Origin of the sequence: Sphingomonas profundi (assembly GCF_009739515.1) — a bacterium.
In the GTDB taxonomy this organism is placed as follows: Bacteria; Pseudomonadota; Alphaproteobacteria; order Sphingomonadales; family Sphingomonadaceae; genus Alterirhizorhabdus; species Alterirhizorhabdus profundi.
The window spans coordinates 1,670,611-1,688,150 of record NZ_CP046535.1; the positions used below are offsets into that span (position 1 = coordinate 1,670,611).

The 17,540-nt window shown below is 71.6% G+C and carries 15 protein-coding genes and 1 tRNA gene; 9 read left to right on the forward strand and 7 right to left on the reverse strand.

Annotated features, from left to right (window positions below; genetic code table 11):
* The first annotated feature begins 95 nt into the window (after positions 1-95).
* Positions 96-710, forward strand: coding sequence for a YceI family protein (locus GNT64_RS07790; RefSeq protein ID WP_156679017.1), 615 nt, complete (start codon positions 96-98; stop codon positions 708-710).
* Between the two features lie 101 nt (positions 711-811).
* Here GNT64_RS07790 and GNT64_RS07795 read toward each other — a convergent pair whose 3' ends face one another.
* From GNT64_RS07795 to GNT64_RS07805, 3 genes are read right to left on the reverse strand one after another with little or no spacing between them, the layout of a single operon-like run.
* Positions 812-2,074 carry an MFS transporter gene (locus tag GNT64_RS07795; RefSeq protein ID WP_156679018.1) on the reverse strand — a complete coding sequence of 421 codons (1,263 nt, stop codon included), beginning with the start codon at positions 2,072-2,074 and terminating at the stop codon, positions 812-814.
* Positions 2,071-2,820 carry an SDR family NAD(P)-dependent oxidoreductase gene (locus tag GNT64_RS07800; protein ID WP_156679019.1) on the reverse strand — a complete coding sequence of 250 codons (750 nt, stop codon included), beginning with the start codon at positions 2,818-2,820 and terminating at the stop codon, positions 2,071-2,073. The genes GNT64_RS07795 and GNT64_RS07800 overlap by 4 nt, the downstream gene beginning before the upstream one ends.
* Positions 2,821-2,834: 14 nt before the next feature.
* Positions 2,835-3,314, reverse strand: coding sequence for a peroxiredoxin (locus GNT64_RS07805; protein WP_156681500.1), 480 nt, complete (start codon positions 3,312-3,314; stop codon positions 2,835-2,837).
* 222 nt (positions 3,315-3,536) lie between these two features.
* Between GNT64_RS07805 and GNT64_RS21515 the strand changes: the two genes are divergently transcribed.
* The 4 genes from GNT64_RS21515 (at position 3,537) to mdoH (ending at position 9,894) form a co-directional block, all read left to right on the forward strand.
* A complete protein-coding gene (locus GNT64_RS21515; protein WP_197277315.1) occupies positions 3,537-6,245 on the forward strand; it encodes a patatin-like phospholipase domain-containing protein in 2,709 nt (902 codons plus the stop codon).
* A gap of 46 nt (positions 6,246-6,291) precedes the next feature.
* Positions 6,292-6,366 (forward strand) — tRNA-Val (locus GNT64_RS07815).
* A 263-nt stretch (positions 6,367-6,629) separates the two neighbouring features.
* Positions 6,630-8,108 carry an OpgD/OpgG family glucan biosynthesis protein gene (locus GNT64_RS07820; protein WP_156679020.1) on the forward strand — a complete coding sequence of 493 codons (1,479 nt, stop codon included), beginning with the start codon at positions 6,630-6,632 and terminating at the stop codon, positions 8,106-8,108.
* A gap of 4 nt (positions 8,109-8,112) precedes the next feature.
* On the forward strand, positions 8,113-9,894 hold the full coding sequence (gene mdoH / locus GNT64_RS07825; protein ID WP_156679021.1) for a glucans biosynthesis glucosyltransferase MdoH: 1,782 nt from the start codon (positions 8,113-8,115) through the stop codon (positions 9,892-9,894).
* Positions 9,895-9,950: 56 nt separating this feature from the next.
* Here the strand turns inward: mdoH and thiD are convergent, their stop codons facing one another.
* The 3 genes from thiD to GNT64_RS07840 form a co-directional block, all read right to left on the reverse strand.
* Entirely contained in the window at positions 9,951-10,790 is an 840-nt protein-coding gene (thiD, locus tag GNT64_RS07830) for a bifunctional hydroxymethylpyrimidine kinase/phosphomethylpyrimidine kinase (RefSeq protein WP_156679022.1), read from the reverse strand.
* Complete coding sequence (gene glmM / locus GNT64_RS07835) at positions 10,787-12,124, reverse strand: phosphoglucosamine mutase (protein WP_156679023.1); 1,338 nt, start codon at positions 12,122-12,124, stop codon at positions 10,787-10,789. The genes thiD and glmM overlap by 4 nt, the downstream gene beginning before the upstream one ends.
* Before the next feature lie 106 nt (positions 12,125-12,230).
* Positions 12,231-14,060 (reverse strand): peptide MFS transporter, encoded by a 1,830-nt coding sequence (locus GNT64_RS07840; RefSeq protein ID WP_156679024.1) that lies wholly within the window; start codon positions 14,058-14,060, stop codon positions 12,231-12,233.
* A gap of 127 nt (positions 14,061-14,187) precedes the next feature.
* Here GNT64_RS07840 and GNT64_RS07845 point away from each other — a divergent pair, with 127 nt between their 5' ends.
* Genes GNT64_RS07845 through GNT64_RS07855 form a run of 3 tightly spaced genes read left to right on the forward strand, consistent with a single transcriptional unit; the run spans position 14,188 to position 16,123 of the window.
* Positions 14,188-14,760 (forward strand): nitroreductase family protein, encoded by a 573-nt coding sequence (locus GNT64_RS07845; RefSeq protein WP_156679025.1) that lies wholly within the window; start codon positions 14,188-14,190, stop codon positions 14,758-14,760.
* A 29-nt stretch (positions 14,761-14,789) separates the two neighbouring features.
* The gene (locus tag GNT64_RS07850; RefSeq protein ID WP_156679026.1) at positions 14,790-15,149 is read left to right on the forward strand and encodes a GntR family transcriptional regulator; all 360 of its coding nucleotides are present in this window, start codon (positions 14,790-14,792) and stop codon (positions 15,147-15,149) included.
* Complete coding sequence (locus tag GNT64_RS07855) at positions 15,146-16,123, forward strand: L-threonylcarbamoyladenylate synthase (protein ID WP_156679027.1); 978 nt, start codon at positions 15,146-15,148, stop codon at positions 16,121-16,123. The genes GNT64_RS07850 and GNT64_RS07855 overlap by 4 nt, the downstream gene beginning before the upstream one ends.
* Before the next feature lie 30 nt (positions 16,124-16,153).
* Here GNT64_RS07855 and msrA read toward each other — a convergent pair whose 3' ends face one another.
* On the reverse strand, positions 16,154-16,699 hold the full coding sequence (msrA, locus tag GNT64_RS07860; RefSeq protein WP_156679028.1) for a peptide-methionine (S)-S-oxide reductase MsrA: 546 nt from the start codon (positions 16,697-16,699) through the stop codon (positions 16,154-16,156).
* Positions 16,700-16,780: 81 nt separating this feature from the next.
* Here msrA and GNT64_RS07865 point away from each other — a divergent pair, with 81 nt between their 5' ends.
* Entirely contained in the window at positions 16,781-17,536 is a 756-nt protein-coding gene (locus GNT64_RS07865; RefSeq protein WP_156679029.1) for a 3'-5' exonuclease, read from the forward strand.
* Positions 17,537-17,540: the final 4 nt, after the last annotated feature.

Consider the following 17,540-nt stretch of genomic DNA (forward strand, 5'->3'; position numbering starts at 1 on the left):
GCCCGCCGCGGCGGCGCATCGTAACGGCGCCGTCGTTGACAGCGCATCGGGGACGGGCCAGCAACGGCCCGTCCCTTTTTCATGCGGAGGTTCCGATGCGCCTTGCCCCCCTCGCCGCTCTCGCTCTCGCCGCCGCGCTGCCGGCGGCCGCGCAGATGCCCACCAAGGCGCCGGGCACGATGGACGTGAAGCAGGTGACGGCCGGCACCTACAGCGTGGACAGCGGCCACACCCAGGTGGTCTTCACCGTCAACCATCTCGGCTTCAACAGCTACTGGGGCATCTTCGGCGGCGCCACCGGCACGCTGACGATCGATCCGGCTAAGCCGAACGCCGCCACCGTCTCGATCGAGATCCCGCTCAACGGCCTCGTCACCACCAGCGAGAAGCTGAACGCGCATCTCGCCACGCCCGATTTCTTCGACGCGGCCAAGTTCCCGACCGCCACGTTCAAGTCGACGAGCGTCACGGTGAGCGGCAACAGCGCGAGGATCGCCGGCAACCTCACCCTGCGCGGCGTGACGAAGCCGGTGGTGCTGGACGCGAAGTTCACCGGCGCGGGCAACGGGCCGATGCCGCCGCACGGCCTGAACGTGGGCTTCGAGGCGACGACCAGCGTGAAGCGCAGCGATTTCGGCATCAGCTACGGCGTGCCGCTCGTCTCAGATGTCGTGCCGCTGAAGATCACCGCCGCGTTCGAGAAGAAGTAGGCGGAGAGCGGCAGCCGCTGCGCCGGGCCGGCGCGGGACGAGATCCACGGCCCTCTCCGACGCCCGGGCGGCGGAGAGGGCCGGCGACCGCCGCCGCGCCGTTACCGGGCCAGCCCCCGCTCCCGCACCGCCAGCAGCCCCGCCAGGCTCACCACCCCCGCCGCGCCCAGGTACAGTCCCACGAACGGCAGCCCGCCGCGATCCGCCAGCGCCTGCGCCACGATCGGCGCCAGCGCGCCGCCCAATATGCCGCCCGCGTTGAACGCCAGCGAGGCGCCGGTGTAGCGCACATGCGCCGGGAACAGCCCGGGCAGCCACGCGCCCAGCGGCCCGTAGACGAAGCCCATCACGAACAGCGCCAGCGCCAGGAACAGGAAGATCGCCGCCAGCGATCCGCCGGCCATCAGCGGCGCCAGCACCGCGCCTGCCAGCATCGTGCCGAGGCAGCCGGCCATCAGGATGCGGCGCGGGTTGCTGCGATCGGAGAGCCAGCCGGCGAGCAGGATGCCGCCGGCCATGAACAGGATCGCGCCCAGCTGCAGCCCGAGGAAGCTCTCGCGCGGGATGGCGAGGCTCGTCGTGCCATAGCCAAGGGCGAAGGCGGTGGCGATGTAGAAGATCGCGAAGCAGGCGACCACCGCCAAGGTGCCCGCCACCGTCTCCCGCAGGTAGAGCCGCAGCACGTCCGCCAGGGGCACCTTCGGCGGCGGCGCTTCTGCCATGGCGGCGGCGAACACCGGCGTCTCCGTCAGCTTCAGCCGCACCCACAGGCCCACGGCCACCAGCACGGCGCTGAACAGGAACGGCAGCCGCCAGCCCCAGGCGCGGAACTCGTCCGGGCTCAGCGCGACGCCCAGGATCAGGAACAGGCCGTTGGCGGCGATGAAGCCCACCGGCGCGCCCAGCTGCGGGACCATGCCGTAGCGCGCGCGCCAGCCCGGCGGCGCATTCTCCACCGCCAGCAGCGCCGCCCCGCCCCACTCGCCGCCCAGGCCGAAGCCCTGGCCGAAGCGGAGGATGCACAGGATCAGCGGCGCCCACCAGCCGATCGCCTGGTAGGTCGGCAGGAAGGCGATGGCGGTGGTGCAGCCGCCCATCGTCAGCAGCGACGCGACGAGGGTGGACTTGCGCCCCACCCGATCGCCGAAATGACCGAACATGGCTGCGCCGAGCGGCCGGGCGAGGAAGGCGAGGCCGAAGCTGGCATAGGCCGCCAGCAGCTGCGCCGAGGGCGAGGAAGCGGGGAAGAAGAGCGGCCCGAACACTAGCGAGGCGGCGGTGGCGTAGATGTAGAAGTCGTAGAACTCTACCGCCGTGCCGACCAGGCTGGCGCCCAGGATGCGCCGCCGCGAGGGTGGCGTCATCGGCCGCGCTTCACGTTCGGCGCGGCCGGCCCCTGCACATCGGGCATCAACTCGATGCGGTTCACGTTCATGTGCGGCGGCAGGCCGACGATCCAGCTTACCGCTTCGGCGATGTCCTCCGCCGTCATCGGCACGGTGTCCGCATAGACGGCCGCCGCCTTCTCGGCCCCCAGCCGCACCTCGGAGAATTCGCTGCCGGAGACGAGGCCGGGCTGTATGTCCGTCACCCTAACGCCGGTGCCGATCAGATCCGCCTTCAAGCCCAGCGTGAACTGCTGCACGAACGCCTTGGTGGCGCCGTAGATGTTGCCGCCCGGATAGGCGTAGTTCGCCGCGACGCTGCCGAGATTGACGACGTGCCCCCGCCCGCGCGCCACCATGCCGGGCAGCAAGGCGTGGGTCATGCGCATCAGCCCGGTCACGTTCGTCGCCACCATCCGCTCCCAGTCGGCCAGGACGCTCGACTGCGCGGGCGCCAGGCCAAGCGCGAGGCCGGCATTGTTGACGAGGATCGCCACGTCGCGCCAATCCTGCGGCAGCGATCCGGGGAGGGCGGAGACGGCGGCGGCGTCCGTCACGTCCAAGGTCAGCGGCAGCAGCGCCGGGCCGAGCTCCTCCGCCAGCGCCGCCAGCCGCTCGGCGCGGCGGGCGGCGGCGATCACCCGCCGGCCCTCGCCCACGAACCGCCGCGCGATCGCCGCGCCGAAGCCGGAACTGGCGCCGGTGACGAGCGCGATGTCGGCCATGATCCCTCCCGACCTTATTTGCGGTGCGCCGCTTCCCACGTCTTCACCGCCGCCATCGTGTTGGCGACATGGCCGGCCGGGTTCATCGCCGAATAGGCGTAGATGATCTTCCCGTCCGGCGCGATCACGAAGGAGGTGCGGTTCGACTTGGCGATCACCGGCAGCTTCACGTCGTAGTCGGCGATCATCTTCGGCGTGGCGGAGGCGACGGCGAACTTGTTGCGGCACTCGCTGACAGAGAACTTGTTCAGCTTCTCGATATCGTCGGCCGAGACGCCGATCACGGTTGCGCCGGCCTTGCGGAAGTCGTCGGTCGCCTCGGCGAACTCATGCGCCTCTACCGTGCAGCCGGAGGTGAAGGCCGCCGGGTAGAAATAGAGCACGACCGGCCCCTTCTTCAGCGCCTGCGAGAGGGTGAAGGGGAAAGGCTTGCCCGCCAGGGTGGCCTGGGTGGAGAAATCGGGCGCCTTCGCGCCGACCGGCAGCGCCGCCATCGCGGCGGGGGCGACAAGAGCGGCGGCAGCGGCAAGGGCGGCGAGGATGGGCTTCACGGCGGTTCTCCCGTTATGGTCGCGCGGTGATAGCGCCAAATCGCCGCGGCTGGAACCGGCATGGTCCAATGCCTCGATTGCCAACCCGTCGCGTGCGGCGCATGATGCTGGTGCCCGACGAGGCGGCACGCGTCCCTGCCCCGCCGGCATCCTGTGGGGGGATCCATGCCGAGCGAGCCGCCGCGCCAGCCGTCGGAAACCGACCCCGCCATCCGCGCCGCCGACGACCTCGATCGCGACGCGCTGGCCAGCCGCCGCGCCGCGCTTGAGGCGGCTCGTGCCGGTGTGTCGGGGTGGAGCGGCACCGGCATCGCCGGCCTCGCTCTGTCGGGCGGCGGCATCCGCAGCGCCACGCTCTCGCTCGGCATGCTGCAGGCGATCGCCGGCCGGCGGCTGATCGGCCATTTCGACTATGTATCGGCGGTGTCGGGCGGCGGCTATATCGCCGGCTTCTTCCGCAGCCTGTTCCTGCCCGGCAGCATGCGCGGCGCCGGCTGGCAGGAGGCGGTGGGCACCGCCCCAGGCGTCAGCGAGCAGCACCGTTTCGCCGAGGCGGTGCTGGCCAGCGAGCCGGCCGACCGCACGCTGGCCGGGCCGGACGGCGCGGCGGTGCGCAACCCGATCTGGTGGCTGCGCCAGCACAGCCGCTATCTCGCGCCCAACGGGCCGAGCGACTATGCCTCCGCCGCATCCTATCTGACGCGCAACTGGATCGCGATGCTCTACGTGTTCGTGATCGCCGTCGCGAGCATCTTCGCCGGCGTTACCCTGCTGCTGCGCGCGCTGTTCCACCTCGCCGGCGCCGATCCGCTGGTGGCGCGGCTGACGGCGATCCGCCTGCCGGCCGCCGCCGCGCCGCCGCTCTGCCCCGGCCGCTGCCCGCCGGCCGCGCCGCCGGTCGAAACGGTTCTGCACCTGAGCCCGTGGCTGCCGCTGGCCGCCCTGGCCGTCGTCGCCGCCTTCTGCTGCGGCGTGGCCTACTGGATGACGGAGAACATGCAGGCGACGCCCCAGCCGCTCGGCCGCCCGCGCCGGCTGGACGACCGCACCGATTCCCGCCGCCGCTTCCTGCGCGTGACCGTGCCGACGATGCTGCTGGCCGCCGCCGCCGGAACGCTGGTGATCCTCTACGACGTCTCGGCCATTCCGCCGCTGCGCCGCACGGCCGGATCTCCGGCGATCTGGGTGATCGGCCTCGGCGCGGCCTATGTGCTCGCCACCGGCCTGGTCGCCATCGCCGCCTATCTGAAGGCGCGCGGCCGCTTCGCCAATCCCACGGCGGAGATGCGCCGCCTGCTCACCGCATGGCTCACCGCCGCCAACCTCGCCGCGCTGGTGCTCGTCACCGCCGGCATCTGCGACAGCCTCGCGCTCGCGCTGCGCACCCGGGTGCCGGCGGTGATGGGCGGCGGCGTCGGCCCGCTCGTCTCGACGGTCCTGATCCCCGCCGCCGCCTTCGCGATCAACCGCCTGTCCGGCCTGCTCGGCGGCAAGGCGAAGGGCGGCGGCATCGCCGGCTTCCTCGCCCGGCACATGAGCGTGGCGCTGCTGATCGCCGGCACCCTGCTCTACGGCATCGTCGCGATCCTGGTGGACGCGGCCGTGCAGGCGGTGCTCTGGTCCGGCACCGCCTGGGGGCCGCCGGGGCTGGACGGACGGCCGACCGCCACGCTGCTGCTGATCCTCGTCGTGCTGGTCGGGATGACGGGGCGCGCCCATGGCTTCATCAACCTCTCGTCGCTCCACCAGCTTTACGCGGCGCGGCTGACGCGGGCCTATCTGGGCGCCTCCAACCTTGCCCGGCTGCGGCTCGACGATGGCGCGCGCACGATCAAGGAGGGCGATCCGTGCGATCATGTGGAGCCGCGCGCCTTCTTCGCCGGCGCCGTCACCGCGCCCATCCCGCTGCTGCTGACGACCCTGAACGAGACGATCTCGCCGCAGTCGCAGCTGACGGAGCGGGATCGCAAGGGCGTGCCGCTGCTGCTCGGCCCGCAGGGGATCAGCGTGGATCGCGGCGCGCCGATCCGGTGGAGCGATCTTGCCGCCAGCGACGCGGAGGCGCTGTCGATGGGGCAGTGGTGCGCCATCTCCGGCGCGGCGGCGTCGGCCGGCATGGGCCGGCTCACCACCCTGGGCGGCGCGCTCACCTGCACCTTCGCCAACGTCCGTCTCGGCTACTGGTGGAGGCACGGCGGCACGATCGCCCCCTGCGTGGCGCGGCCGCTGACCGATCGGCTGGGCAGCCGGTTCGATACCTTCCTGTTCCTGTTCGCCGAGATGACGGCGCGCTACTCGCGCAACTGGCGCCGGGTGTATCTTTCGGACGGCGGCCATTTCGAGAACAGCGCCGCCTATGCCCTGCTCCACCGCCGCGTCGGCGTGGTCCTGCTGTGCGACGGTGGCGAGGATCCGCTGTACCGCTTCGACGATCTCGAACAGCTCGTCCGCAAGGTGCGGCTCGATCTGCGCGGCGAGGTGGAACCGGTGGAGTGGGCCACGGTGGAGCAGGTCGCCGGCGGCGCCGCCCCCTTCTTCCTCAACGCGCAAGGGGCCGGCGGCTGGCACGAGCGGATCGACGATCCCGCCTCGGCCGGCGCCTTCGCGCTGATGCTGCGCGCCCGCTTCGCCGGCGAGACGCAATCGAGCATCATCGTCTGGCTGAAGCCCCGCCGGCTGCCGACGATGGCGGCGGACGTGGCTGCCTACGCCCGCTTCAACCCCGCCTTCCCGCACCAGTCGACCGGCGACCAGTTCTTCGACGAGGCGCAGTGGGAGAGCTATCGCAAGCTCGGCTTCCAGATGGCGGACGCGCTGCTGGAGGCCGCCGGCCCCGCCTTTCTCGATCGCCTGCGCGCGGCCAGCGGCCGATAAATGACGGTTGCGCGACGGCGACGCCTCGTCTAGTGGCAGCCGCCGTGGGCGTGTAGCTCAGTGGTAGAGCACTGTGTTGACATCGCAGGGGTCGCAAGTTCAATCCTTGCCACGCCCACCATATAAAAGCCCGCCAACTCGCTGAGCTGGCGGGCTTTTATGTTTTCGGCGCGATCACTGCGCCGATCAGACGCTGTGCAGCGCCAGCTTCCGCCGGCGCATCGTGCGGTGGCCGATGCCGGGCGCGGTGACGTCGCCGCATGTCTCCGTGTTTGCCGTTCCGCCGAGAGACTCCGTTCGGCCCGGTCGGCGATTGCGCGCGACGACGAGGCGGCCGGCCGATCGCATGTTGCAATGCGGCCGCTCTCTCCTCTTATAGCGCGCATGGCCGATATCGATCGACGTTCCGCCCTCCTGCTCCTCGCCGCGTCCACGGCGCTGCCGGGCGCCGCGCACGCCGCCGGCCGCGCCGTGCCTTTCTCGTGGGAGGGCCTGCAGCGGCTGGCGGCGGCGCGCGCCGCCGCGCCGTTCCGGCCGGTGCCGCCGGTGGCCGGCGCCGGCGCGATCGATTTCGATGCGGCGGGCACGCTGCGCTACCGGGCGGATCGCACTCTGCTTGGCGGCATCCGCCTGTTTCCGCTTACCGCCACCGCGCCCCATCCGGTGCGGATCAATCTGGTGGAAGGCGGCCGCGCCCGCCCGGTGGCGTTCGCGCCCGACCTGTTCGAGGCGAGCGCCGGCCACCCGGCGCTGGGCCTCGCCGGCTTCCGCGCGATCACGCCGGGACGCGACAGCGACTGGATCGCCTTTCTCGGCGCCTCCTACTTCCGCGCCGCCGGGTCGCAGGACCAATATGGCCTCTCAGCCCGCGGCATCGCCATCGACACCGGCATCGACGGGCGGGAGGAGTTCCCCGCGTTCACCGATTTCTGGATCGAGCGGCGCGGGGCGCAGCAGTTCGTCGTTCACGCGCTGCTCGACGGGCCGAGCGTGGCCGGCGCCTTCCGCTTCGATTGCCGCCACGGCGCGGACGGGGTGGTGCAGGATGCGTCATGCGTGCTGTTCTTCCGCAAGGATGTCGCCCGGCTCGGCATCGCGCCCTGCACCAGCATGTTCTGGTATGGCGAGGGCGACCGCGTCGCCGCGACCGACTGGCGGCCGGAAATCCACGATTCGGACGGCCTGGCCATCGCCACCGGCAGCGGCGAGCGGATCTGGCGCCCGCTGGTCAACCCGCCGCGCGCCACCCTGGACAGCTTCGCCGATCGCGCGCCGCGCGGCTTTGGCCTGATCCAGCGCGATCGCGATTTCGCGAACTATCAGGACGACGGCGCCTTCTACGATCGCCGGCCGAACCTGTGGATCGAGCCGAAGGGCGATTGGGGCGCGGGCGCCGTCTCCCTGTTCGCCTTTCCCACCCGCGGCGAGACGGACGACAATGTCGTCGCCTTCTGGACGCCGGCGGCGCGCGCGCGGCGCGGTGCGCGCATGGCCTTCGACTACCGCATGACGTGGAACGGGCGCGATCCCGCCGCCGATGCGCCCTCCCGCGCCATCGCCTGCCGTGCCGGCACCGCCGGGCGGCCGGGGCAGAAGGCGGTGGCCGGCGCGCGCAAGATCGTCGTCGATCTGTCGGGCGAGGCGCTCGGCGGGCTGGGCCGCGATGCCGGGGTGACGGTGCAGGCCGATGTCGCGCGCGGCCGCGTGCTGGACAAGGCGGCCTATCCGATCGTCGGGCGGCCCGGCCAGTGGCGCGCGATGATCGACGTCGCGGTCGAGGGCGCCGGCCCTGCCGACCTGCGCCTCTATCTGCGGCAGGGCGATCGGGCGCTGAGCGAGACGATCCTGCTGCCGGTCTACTAGCCGGATGGCCGCGCTGCCCCCGCACCTGCCGGCCGAAGCGCCGATCGGGATGCCGCGCCAGCGTTTTAGCCGCGCGGTGCCGCCCTCCGTCGCACCCGGCGCCGCGCCCGGCGACATGCTGCCGCGCCGCCTGCTGCTGATGCTGGCGACGCTGATGATGGGCCTCGCCGCGCTCGCCGGGGTGAAGCCCGCGCTGGCGCAGGACGGGATCGGCCCGGTCGACCTGATCCTGATGGGGCTGTTCTTCCCGCTGTTCGCGTGGATCGCCTTCGGCTTCGTCGGCTCCACGATCGGCTTCGCCCTGCTGATGACCGGCCGCTCCCCCGGCTACATCACCGCGCCCGAGCGGACGACGCCGGCGATCGGCCGCACCGCCGTGCTGATGCCGGTGCACAACGAGGATGTCGCCGCCGTCTTCGCCCGCGTGCAGGCGATGCTGCGCTCCATCGCCGATGCCGGCGGCGGCGCTACGACCGACTTCTTCGTGCTGAGCGATTCCGGCCTGGCCGGCGGCGCGGAGGAGGAGCGCTGCTGGCAGCATATCGCCCCTTGCGCGCCGATCCCGCTTTACTATCGCCGCCGCACCCAGAACATCGCCGCCAAGCCGGGCAACATCGCCGAGTGGGTCGGGCGGTTCGGCGGCGCCTACGCCTATATGGTGGTGCTGGATGCGGACAGCCTGATGAGCGGCCGCACGATCGCCACGCTCGCCTCGGCGATCGAGGCGCGACCGTCCGTCGCCCTGATCCAGACGGTGCCGGGGGTGGTGGCGGCGGCCACCCTGTTCCAGCGCTGGATGCAGTTCGCCAGCCGGCTGTACGGCCCGGTCTCCACCGCCGGCATGCTGTGGTGGTTCGGCGCGGAGGGCACCTTCTGGGGCCACAACGCCATCGTCCGCACCGCCGCGTTCGCCGAGAGCTGCGGCCTGCCGGAGCTGCTGGGGCCGGCCCCGTTCGGCGGCCACGTGCTGAGCCACGACATGGTCGAGGCGGCGCTGCTGCGCCGGCGCGGCTGGGCCGTGCACATGGTGATGATCGGCGGCAGCTACGAGGAATATCCGCCGACGATGATCGATCACGCCATCCGCGACCGGCGATGGGCGCAGGGCAACATCCAGCATATCCGGCTGCTCGGCTCGGCCGGCTTCCACTGGGTCAGCCGGCTGCAACTGCTGGTCGGCGCATCCGCCTATATCACCTCGCCTTTGTGGCTGCTGCTGATCCTGACGACGCTTGCCGCGCAGTTCGGCGCGCAGGGTGATGCGGCGGTCGTCGGCTCCACCGGCGGGGTGCTGGCGCTCACCCTGCTGCTGCTGTTCGGGCCGAAGGTGATGGCGCTGGCGTGGGCCTGTTCCGATCCGGTGCGGCGGCGCGGCTTCGGCGGCGGCCGCTCGCTCGCGCGGTCGACGGCGGCGGAGATGGTCCTCTCGATCCTGTTCGCGCCGGCGGCGATGCTGACGCAGACGATGGACGTGATCGGCATCCTGCGCGGCCGCCGCTCCCGCTGGGTGGCGCAATCGCGCGAGAGCGACGGCATCGCGCTGGAGGATGCGCTCAGGCGCTACCGCTGGCATGTCGCGGCGGGCGTGCTGGGCCTGCTGCTGGTGCCGGCAGCACCGATCGCCGCGGCATGGCTGGCGCCGGTGACGCTCGGGCTGCTCGCCTCGCCCTGGCTGGCCATGTGGACGGCGCGCCGCGACCTGGGCACCCGCGCCCGCGCCGCCGGCCTGTTCTGCGTACCGCCGGCCCCGACCGAGCCCTATCTGCGGGATGCGGTGGCGGATTGAAGGGGGCGATCGCGCCGGCCGCTCCGTCCCACCCGCCTCCTCATTCTGAACCAGGTTCAGGCTGACGGGGAGGAAGCCGGCCGAAGCACATCGAAGGGCGCGACACCCAGCGCATGCCCCATCGGCCCATGCCCCGCGCCATGGCCGGGTGCCGCCAGCAGAGCGGCGCGGACATAGTCGCGCGCGCGACCGATCGCCTGCTCCAGCGACAGACCGGCGCCCAGGCCGGTGGCGATGCCGCTGGCGAGGGTGCAGCCGGTGCCGTGGCTGTGCCGCGTCTCGATCCGCGCGGCCTCCCATACGGCGACGATGCCCTCGGGCGCCACGAGCCGGTCGGAGACAAGGGCGCCCTCCGCATGCCCGCCCTTCACCAGCACCGGCGCTCCGGACGATCGGGCGATCGCACGCGCCGCCGCGATCGGGTCGAACGAATCGCCACCCGGGTCGGCGGCCAGCGCGGCCAGTTCGGGCAGGTTCGGCGTGATGAGCGTCGCCAGCGTCATCAGGTGGGTGAAGGCGCGCATCGTCTCAGCGTCGGCCAGCACCGATCCGCTTGTCGCGATCATCACCGGATCGAACACCACCGGCACACCGGCGAGGTCCGGTTGGCCCAGCCGCGCCGCCACCGCCTCCGCCACCTCCGCCGATCCGATCATGCCGATCTTCACCGCGTCCACGCCGATGTCGGCCGCCACCGCGTCGATCTGCGCCAGCACCGCCTCCGCCGGCAGCGGCCACACGCCGGTGACGCCGAGCGTGTTCTGCGCGGTGACGGCGGTGATCGCGGTCATCGCGTGGCCGCCCAGCATCGTCACCGTCTTGATGTCGGCCTGGATGCCCGCGCCGCCGCCGGAATCCGAGCCGGCGACGATCAGGATGCGCGGGCAAGCTTTCACGCCGCCGCCTTCACCGCCGCGCAGATCTCGTCCACCACCTGCTCCACCAGCCGCCGGTCCTCGCCCTCGGCCATCACCCGGATCAGCGGCTCGGTGCCGGACTTGCGGATCACCAGCCGGCCGGTGGAGACCAGCTGCGCCTCCGCAGCCGCGATCACCGCCTTCACCTTGTCCTGCTCCAGCGGCGCGCCGCCGGCGAAGCGCACGTTCTTAAGTATCTGTGGCAGCGGATCGAACATGTGGAGCAGCTCGCTCGCGCGTCGGCCCGATTCCACCAGCGCCGCCAGCACCTGCAACGCCGCCACCAGCCCGTCCCCGGTCGTCGCATAGTCGGAGAGGATGATGTGGCCGGACTGCTCGCCGCCGACATTATAGTCGCCCTGCCGCATCGCCTCGACGACGTAGCGGTCGCCCACCGCCGTGCGGTGCAGCTTCAACCCCTCGCCCTGCAGGAAGCGTTCGAGGCCGAGGTTGGACATCACCGTCGCCACGATGCCGTCGCCGCGCAGCAGCCCGCGCTTCGCCCAGGATGCGCCGATCAGCGCCATCAGCTGGTCGCCGTCGACGATGCGGCCCTTCTCGTCCACAACGATCAGCCGGTCCGCGTCGCCGTCCAGCGCGATGCCGATGTCGGCGCGCACCTCGATCACCTTGGCCTGCAAGGCGGTCGGGTCGGTCGATCCGCAGTGATCGTTGATGTTAGTGCCGTTGGGGCTCACGCCCAGCGAGATCACCTCGCCGCCCAGCTCCCACAAGGCGGCGGGCGCCACTTGGTAGGCGGCGCCGTTCGCGCAATCGATCACGATGCGCAGGCCGTCCAGCTTCAGATGCTCGGGAAAGCTGGACTTCACCGCGTGGATGTAGCGGCCGCGCGCATCCTCCACCCGGCGGGCGCGGCCGATATCCTCCGCCGCGACCGCCTTCGGCCCGGTATCGATCAGCGCCTCGATCGCGCTCTCGTCCGCGTCGGAGAGCTTGTAGCCGTCCGGGCCGAACAGCTTGATGCCGTTGTCCGCGAACGGATTGTGGCTGGCGGAGATCATCACGCCGAGATCGGCCCGCATCGATCGAGCGAGCATCGCCACCGCCGGCGTGGGCATCGGCCCCACCATCACCACGTCCATGCCGACCGAGGTGAAGCCGGCGACGAGGGCCGATTCCATCATGTAGCCGGAAAGCCGCGTGTCCTTGCCGATCACCACGCGGTGGCGGTGCTGGCCACGGGCGAAGTGGGCGCCCGCCGCCTGCCCCACCCGCATCGCCATGCCGGCGGTCATCGGGTTCTCGTTGGTGCGGCCGCGAATGCCGTCCGTGCCGAAATATTTGCGTGCCATCTGCCTGTGATCCGTCCGTGATCCATCTGGTGAGCGGAGATCGATTACGCCTGCCCTGGTAATTATAGGTTGAACGTCGCGCGGCCGGGGGCGGCGGAGATCGTCGCTACAGCCGCTCCCGATCGACCGCGGCGGACGAGGCCGGCGCGCCGATCGCCGCCGCCTCGCCGATCGCCCGCTCGCCGGCCAGCGCATGGTCCGCCTCGGCCGGGTCCATGTGCATCGCCCGCTTGAGCCATGGCGACAAAGCGAGCACCACGACGCCGATCGCCACCCCCACCCAGCCGATCTTGCCGAAGATGTCGGCATAGGTATCCAGCTGCGCCCGCGGATCGACGACCATGCCGCCCACGGTGGCGCCGGACGTGGCCTTGGCGATCAGCCCGGCCAGCGTGTGGGCAAGCGCGGAGGACATGAACCACACGCCCATCATCAGCCCCACCACGCGCGGCACCGAGAGCCGGGTGATCATCGAGAGGCCGACCGGCGACAGGCAGATCTCGCCGGTGGTGTGCAGCAGGTAGGCCAGCGCCAGCCACACCAGCGGCACGCGGAAGTCCGGCCCGGCGAAGTGGGTGATGCCGATCACCAGCACCAGGAAGCCGAGGCCCACCTGCATCAGCCCCAGCCCGAACTTCACCGGCGTGGAAGGCTCCAGCCGGCGGCGGCCCAGCCACGTCCACAAGGCGGCGAACACGGGCGCGAAGATCACGATGAAGGCGGGGTTGAAGAAGTTGGTCTGCGCCGCGTTCATCGCCAGGCCGCCCGCCACGTGCAGATCGGTGTTGCGATCGGCGTAGAGCGTCATCGAGCTGCCCGCCTGCTCGAACAGCGTCCAGAACAGCACGGAGAAGATCGTCAGCACCAGCGCCACGATCATCCGCGATCGCTCCACGCCCTTCAGCGCCGTGATCGACCAGACGATCATCGCGGCGAAGATCAGCGGCGCGCCGATCGTCAGCGCGGTCGTCACGATCTCGTCGCGCTGCACCAGGAACCAGGCCGGCAGCAGCAGGATGAAGCCGGCGACGTAGATCGTCCACTCCAGGCTCAGCGGGCCGGCCACCGGCCGCCGCAGCGCCGCCGGCACCGGCGGCTCGGCCTTGCCCATCAGGAACTTCTGGCCCCACAGGAAGGTGATCAGCCCCGCCAGCATGCCGATGCCAGCGAGGCCGAAGCCGTAGGCCCAGCCGTATTTAACCGCCAGATAGCCGCACAGGATGGTCGACAGCAGGGAACCGATGTTGATGCCCATGTAGAAGATGGTGAAGGCCCCGTCCCGTCGCGGATCCTCCTGCGTGTAGAGCGCGCCGACGATCGTCGAGATGTTCGCCTTGAGGAAGCCGACGCCGACGATGATCAGCGACAGCGAGAAGAACAGGATCTGCACGTAGATCGGCTGCTGTTCGGTGCGGAAGGCGTAGTTGCCGGTCGCCACGGTCTGCGGCAGGCCCAGCGCGCCGCCGCCGGTGATGGTGATCGCGCTGCTCGCCGTCGTCAGCGGCAGCTTCGCGCCGTCGGGCGCCAGCAGCGCCAGCGCGCGATCGTCGCCGCGGCCGCTGGCCACCACCTCGTAGCTGCGGCCGCCGAAATCGAGATACTGCTTAGATCCGGCGCCCTCGAACGCCATGCCGAAATGCCCCGCCACCAGCAGCAGCGCCCCGATCGTCACCGCCTTGCGCGATCCCAGCCAGCGATCCGCCACCAGACCGCCCAGCACCGGCGCCAGATACACCAGCGAGGCGTAGGCCGCGTAGATGCCCTGCGCCTCCTCGTCGCCGAATAGGAAATGCTGGGTGAGGTACAGCACCAGCAGCGCCCGCATGCCGTAGAAGGAGAAACGCTCCCACATCTCGGTGAGGAACAGGATGGCGAGGCCGCGCGGGTGGCCGAACAGCTCGTCGCGCCCCTCCCCGCTCGCAAATGTGGTGGCCATGAGGCGGAACGCTCCGAACAGAAGGCGCGGCCGGCGGCGCCGGCGCTGAGATGGCCGCAGAGTAGCGCCTCGCCCCCGCCTGTGAAGAAGATTGTTGACGTGGGCGCCGGCTGCTAATCGGGCGGCCATGTTCAACGATCTCTCGTCGCCGGCGGCCCTCCTCGCCACGCGCCGGTCCGGCAAGCCGCGCGACATGGTGGCGCCGGGGCCGAGCGAGGCGCAGCTGCGCGCCATGCTGGAGGCTGCGATCCGCGTGCCCGACCACGGCAAGCTCGCGCCGTGGCGCTTCGTAATCGTCGCCGGGGATCGGCGCGAGGCGTTCGCGGCGCTGCTGCGCGACGCCTATCTGGCGGAGAAGCCGGCGGCCGGACGACTGGAGCTGGAGGCGATCGACCAGTTCGCGCGGCAGGCGCCGGCGCTCGTCGTCGCCATCTCCCGCCCGGCCCACGCCAGCCACATCCCGCCGTGGGAGCAGGAGCTGTCGGCCGGCGCCGCCTGCATGAACCTGCTGCACGCGGCCCACGCCCACGGCTTCGTCGGCGGCTGGCTGACGGGCTGGGCCGCCTATTCCGTAGACGTGCGCAAGGCCCTTGCCGGCGACGACGGGCGCATCGCCGGCTTCGTGTTCATCGGCAGCCCGGCGCGCCCGCTGGAGGAGCGCCCGCGCCCCGATTACGACGCCGTCGTCTCGCACTGGTAGCTTGACGCGCCGTGCTGTCTTAGGACAGTATGACAGTGATGATCGGCCCGGACCGCCCCGTCTATCTGCGCCTGCGCGATACGATCGCCTCGGCGATCCTCGAAGGCCGCTTCCACGATGGCGATCCGCTGCCCTCGGTGCGCAGCTTCGCCGCCAGCCACGGCGCCAACCCCCTCACCGTGGCCAAGGCGTATCAGAGCTTCCAGGACGATGGCCTCGTCGTCGTGCGGCGCGGCGTGGGCATGTTCGTGGCGGAGGGCGCCACGGCACGCCTGCGAGTGAGCGAGCGGCAGCTGTTCCTCGACACCTATTGGCCTGAGATAGAGGCGCATATCCGCCGGCTCGATCTGGCGCCGGCGGACCTGCTCGATCGCGTCGGCGCGGGATGACGGCACCTCCCCGCTCCTTGCCCGCGGGCGAGGGAGCGGCGACGCCGATCCTGCCGTTCGACGATCACGCCGTCGCGCAGGCGGCGCGCCTCATCCTCTCCGGCCAGCCGGTCGCCATCGCCACGGAGACGGTCTACGGCCTCGCCGCCGACGCCACCAACGGCGCGGGCGTGGCGCGGATCTACGCGGCGAAGGGCCGGCCCGCGTTCAACCCGCTGATCGTGCACGCGGGCTCGCGGCGGGAGGCGGCCGGGATCGCCCGCTTCGATGCCGCCGCCGATGCGCTTGCCGCGGCCTTCTGGCCCGGTCCGCTCACCTTGGTGCTGCCGCTGGCCGCAAACGCCGCCATCGCGCCGATCGTCACGGCGGGCCTGCCGACGGTGGCGCTGCGGGTGCCGGCGCATGCCGCGATGCGCGCGCTGCTCGCCGCCTGCGGCCGGCCGCTCGCGGCTCCGTCGGCCAATGCCAGCGGCACGATCAGCCCCACCACGGCGGCGCACGTCGCCCGCTCGCTCGACGGGCGGGTGCCGCTGATCGTCGATGCCGGCCCGACGGCGCACGGCCTGGAGTCGACGATCGTGGCGGTGGAGGCGGAGCGGCTGGTGCTGCTGCGGCCCGGCCCGATCGCGGCCGACGCGCTAGCGCGGGCGGCGGGCCTGCCGATCGTGGCGCATCAGGGCACGGCGATCGTCGCGCCGGGCCAGCTCGCCAGCCATTACGCGCCGCGCCAGCCCGTCCGGCTGGAAGCGACCGGGGCCGCGGCGGACGAGTGGCTGATCGGCTTCGGCGCGGTCGCCGGCGACGCCACCCTGTCGGCCGCCGGCGATCCGATCGAGGCCGCCGCCCGCCTGTTCGCCGCGCTGCACGAGGCGGACGCCTCCGGCCGCGCGCGCATCGCTGTGGCGCCCGTGCCGAATGCGGGCCTGGGCGCCGCGATCAACGATCGGCTCAGGCGGGCGGCGGCACCGCGCTGAGCCGCAACCCGAGCGTGGTCGATACGGCCGTCAGACCGCCGCAGTCGCCTTCAGCCGGGCGGCGTAGCTCTTGCGTAGCTTCTGCAGCTTCGGCGGGATCACGGCCAGGCAATAGGGATTGGACTGGCCCTCGCCCTGCCAATATTCCTGATGATAGTCCTCGGCCGGATACCAGGTGGAGAGCGGCTCCACCGTCGTCACGATCGGGCGCGGCCACGCCTCGGCGGCGCGGCGGATAGCCTCGTGCGCGGCGGCCTCCTGCTCCGGCGAGTGGGGGAAGATGGCGGAGCGATATTGCGTGCCCACATCGTTGCCCTGGCGGTTCAGCGTCGTCGGATCATGCGTGTGGAAGAAGATGTCGAGCAGCTCGGCATAGCCGATCACGTCCGGGTCGAACGTCACGCGGATCGCCTCGGCATGGCCGGTGTTGCCGCTGCACACCTGCTTGTACGTGGGGTCGGCCACGGCGCCGCCGATGTAGCCGCTCTCCACCTGCGAAACGCCCTCGATATCGTTGAACACCGCCTCGGTGCACCAGAAGCAGCCGCCTGCCAGCGTCGCGATTTCCTGTGCCATGCCTGTCTCCTTGTGTGGCTACCGAGATAAGGCGCAAGCCGGCCCTTTCAATCGCGCGCGGCCGTGCCCCATATCGATGCGATGAACGTACCCTATATCCGCGTCGTCGATCTGGAGACCACCGGCTCGCGCCCGCCGGCGCACGACGTGTGCGAGATCGGCTGGCAGGACGTGGCGCTGGGCGAGGCCGGCCGCTGGGAGGTGACGGCGGCGCGGGGATCGCGGCTCGTCCACCCCGGCCGGCCGATCCCGCCCGTCACCCAGGCGATCCACCACATCATCGACGAGGATGTCGCCGATGCATCGCCGTGGCGCGACGTGGCGCCAACCATCCTGCGGCCGGCGGAGCGGCCGCTCGCGCTCGCCGCGCATCGTGCCGCGTTCGAGCAGCGTTTCTGCACGCCGCCGCTCACCGGCGGGGCGGACTGGATCTGCACGTGGAAGTGCGCGCTGCGGCTGTGGCCGGACAGTCCGAGCTTCTCCAACCAGGTGCTGCGCTACTGGCGCAAGCCCGCCGGGCTGGATCGCGCGATCGGCCTGCCCGCACACCGGGCGCTGCCCGACGCCTATGTGACGGCCCACCATCTGCGCGACATGCTGGCCACCGCCAGCGTGGCGCAGCTGATCGCGTGGAGCGCGGCGCCCGGCCTGCTGCCGCGCGTGCCGGCCGGGCCCGATCGCGGGCGCAACTGGCGGGAGCTGGACGACACGGCCCTCGCCCGCCACGCCGACGATCGGGACGAGGACATCCGCTTCTCCGCCCGGCACGAGATCGCCCGGCGGCAGGAAACGGATGCGGAGCCGGCACCGCCGCCGCAGCAGCCCAGCCTGTTCTGACGCT

Coding starts and splice junctions, on each gene's coding strand:
- GNT64_RS07790 (WP_156679017.1), top strand. CDS start 96: ATGCGCCTTGCCCCCCTCGCCGCTCTCGCTCTCGCCGCCGCGCTGCCG.
- GNT64_RS07795 (WP_156679018.1), bottom strand. CDS start 2,074: ATGACGCCACCCTCGCGGCGGCGCATCCTGGGCGCCAGCCTGGTCGGC.
- GNT64_RS07800 (WP_156679019.1), bottom strand. CDS start 2,820: ATGGCCGACATCGCGCTCGTCACCGGCGCCAGTTCCGGCTTCGGCGCG.
- GNT64_RS07805 (WP_156681500.1), bottom strand. CDS start 3,314: ATGGCGGCGCTGCCGGTCGGCGCGAAGGCGCCCGATTTCTCCACCCAG.
- GNT64_RS21515 (WP_197277315.1), top strand. CDS start 3,537: ATGCCGAGCGAGCCGCCGCGCCAGCCGTCGGAAACCGACCCCGCCATC.
- GNT64_RS07820 (WP_156679020.1), top strand. CDS start 6,630: ATGGCCGATATCGATCGACGTTCCGCCCTCCTGCTCCTCGCCGCGTCC.
- mdoH (WP_156679021.1), top strand. CDS start 8,113: ATGGCCGCGCTGCCCCCGCACCTGCCGGCCGAAGCGCCGATCGGGATG.
- glmM (WP_156679023.1), bottom strand. CDS start 12,124: ATGGCACGCAAATATTTCGGCACGGACGGCATTCGCGGCCGCACCAAC.
- GNT64_RS07840 (WP_156679024.1), bottom strand. CDS start 14,060: ATGGCCACCACATTTGCGAGCGGGGAGGGGCGCGACGAGCTGTTCGGC.
- GNT64_RS07845 (WP_156679025.1), top strand. CDS start 14,188: ATGTTCAACGATCTCTCGTCGCCGGCGGCCCTCCTCGCCACGCGCCGG.
- GNT64_RS07850 (WP_156679026.1), top strand. CDS start 14,790: ATGACAGTGATGATCGGCCCGGACCGCCCCGTCTATCTGCGCCTGCGC.
- GNT64_RS07855 (WP_156679027.1), top strand. CDS start 15,146: ATGACGGCACCTCCCCGCTCCTTGCCCGCGGGCGAGGGAGCGGCGACG.
- msrA (WP_156679028.1), bottom strand. CDS start 16,699: ATGGCACAGGAAATCGCGACGCTGGCAGGCGGCTGCTTCTGGTGCACC.
- GNT64_RS07865 (WP_156679029.1), top strand. CDS start 16,781: ATGAACGTACCCTATATCCGCGTCGTCGATCTGGAGACCACCGGCTCG.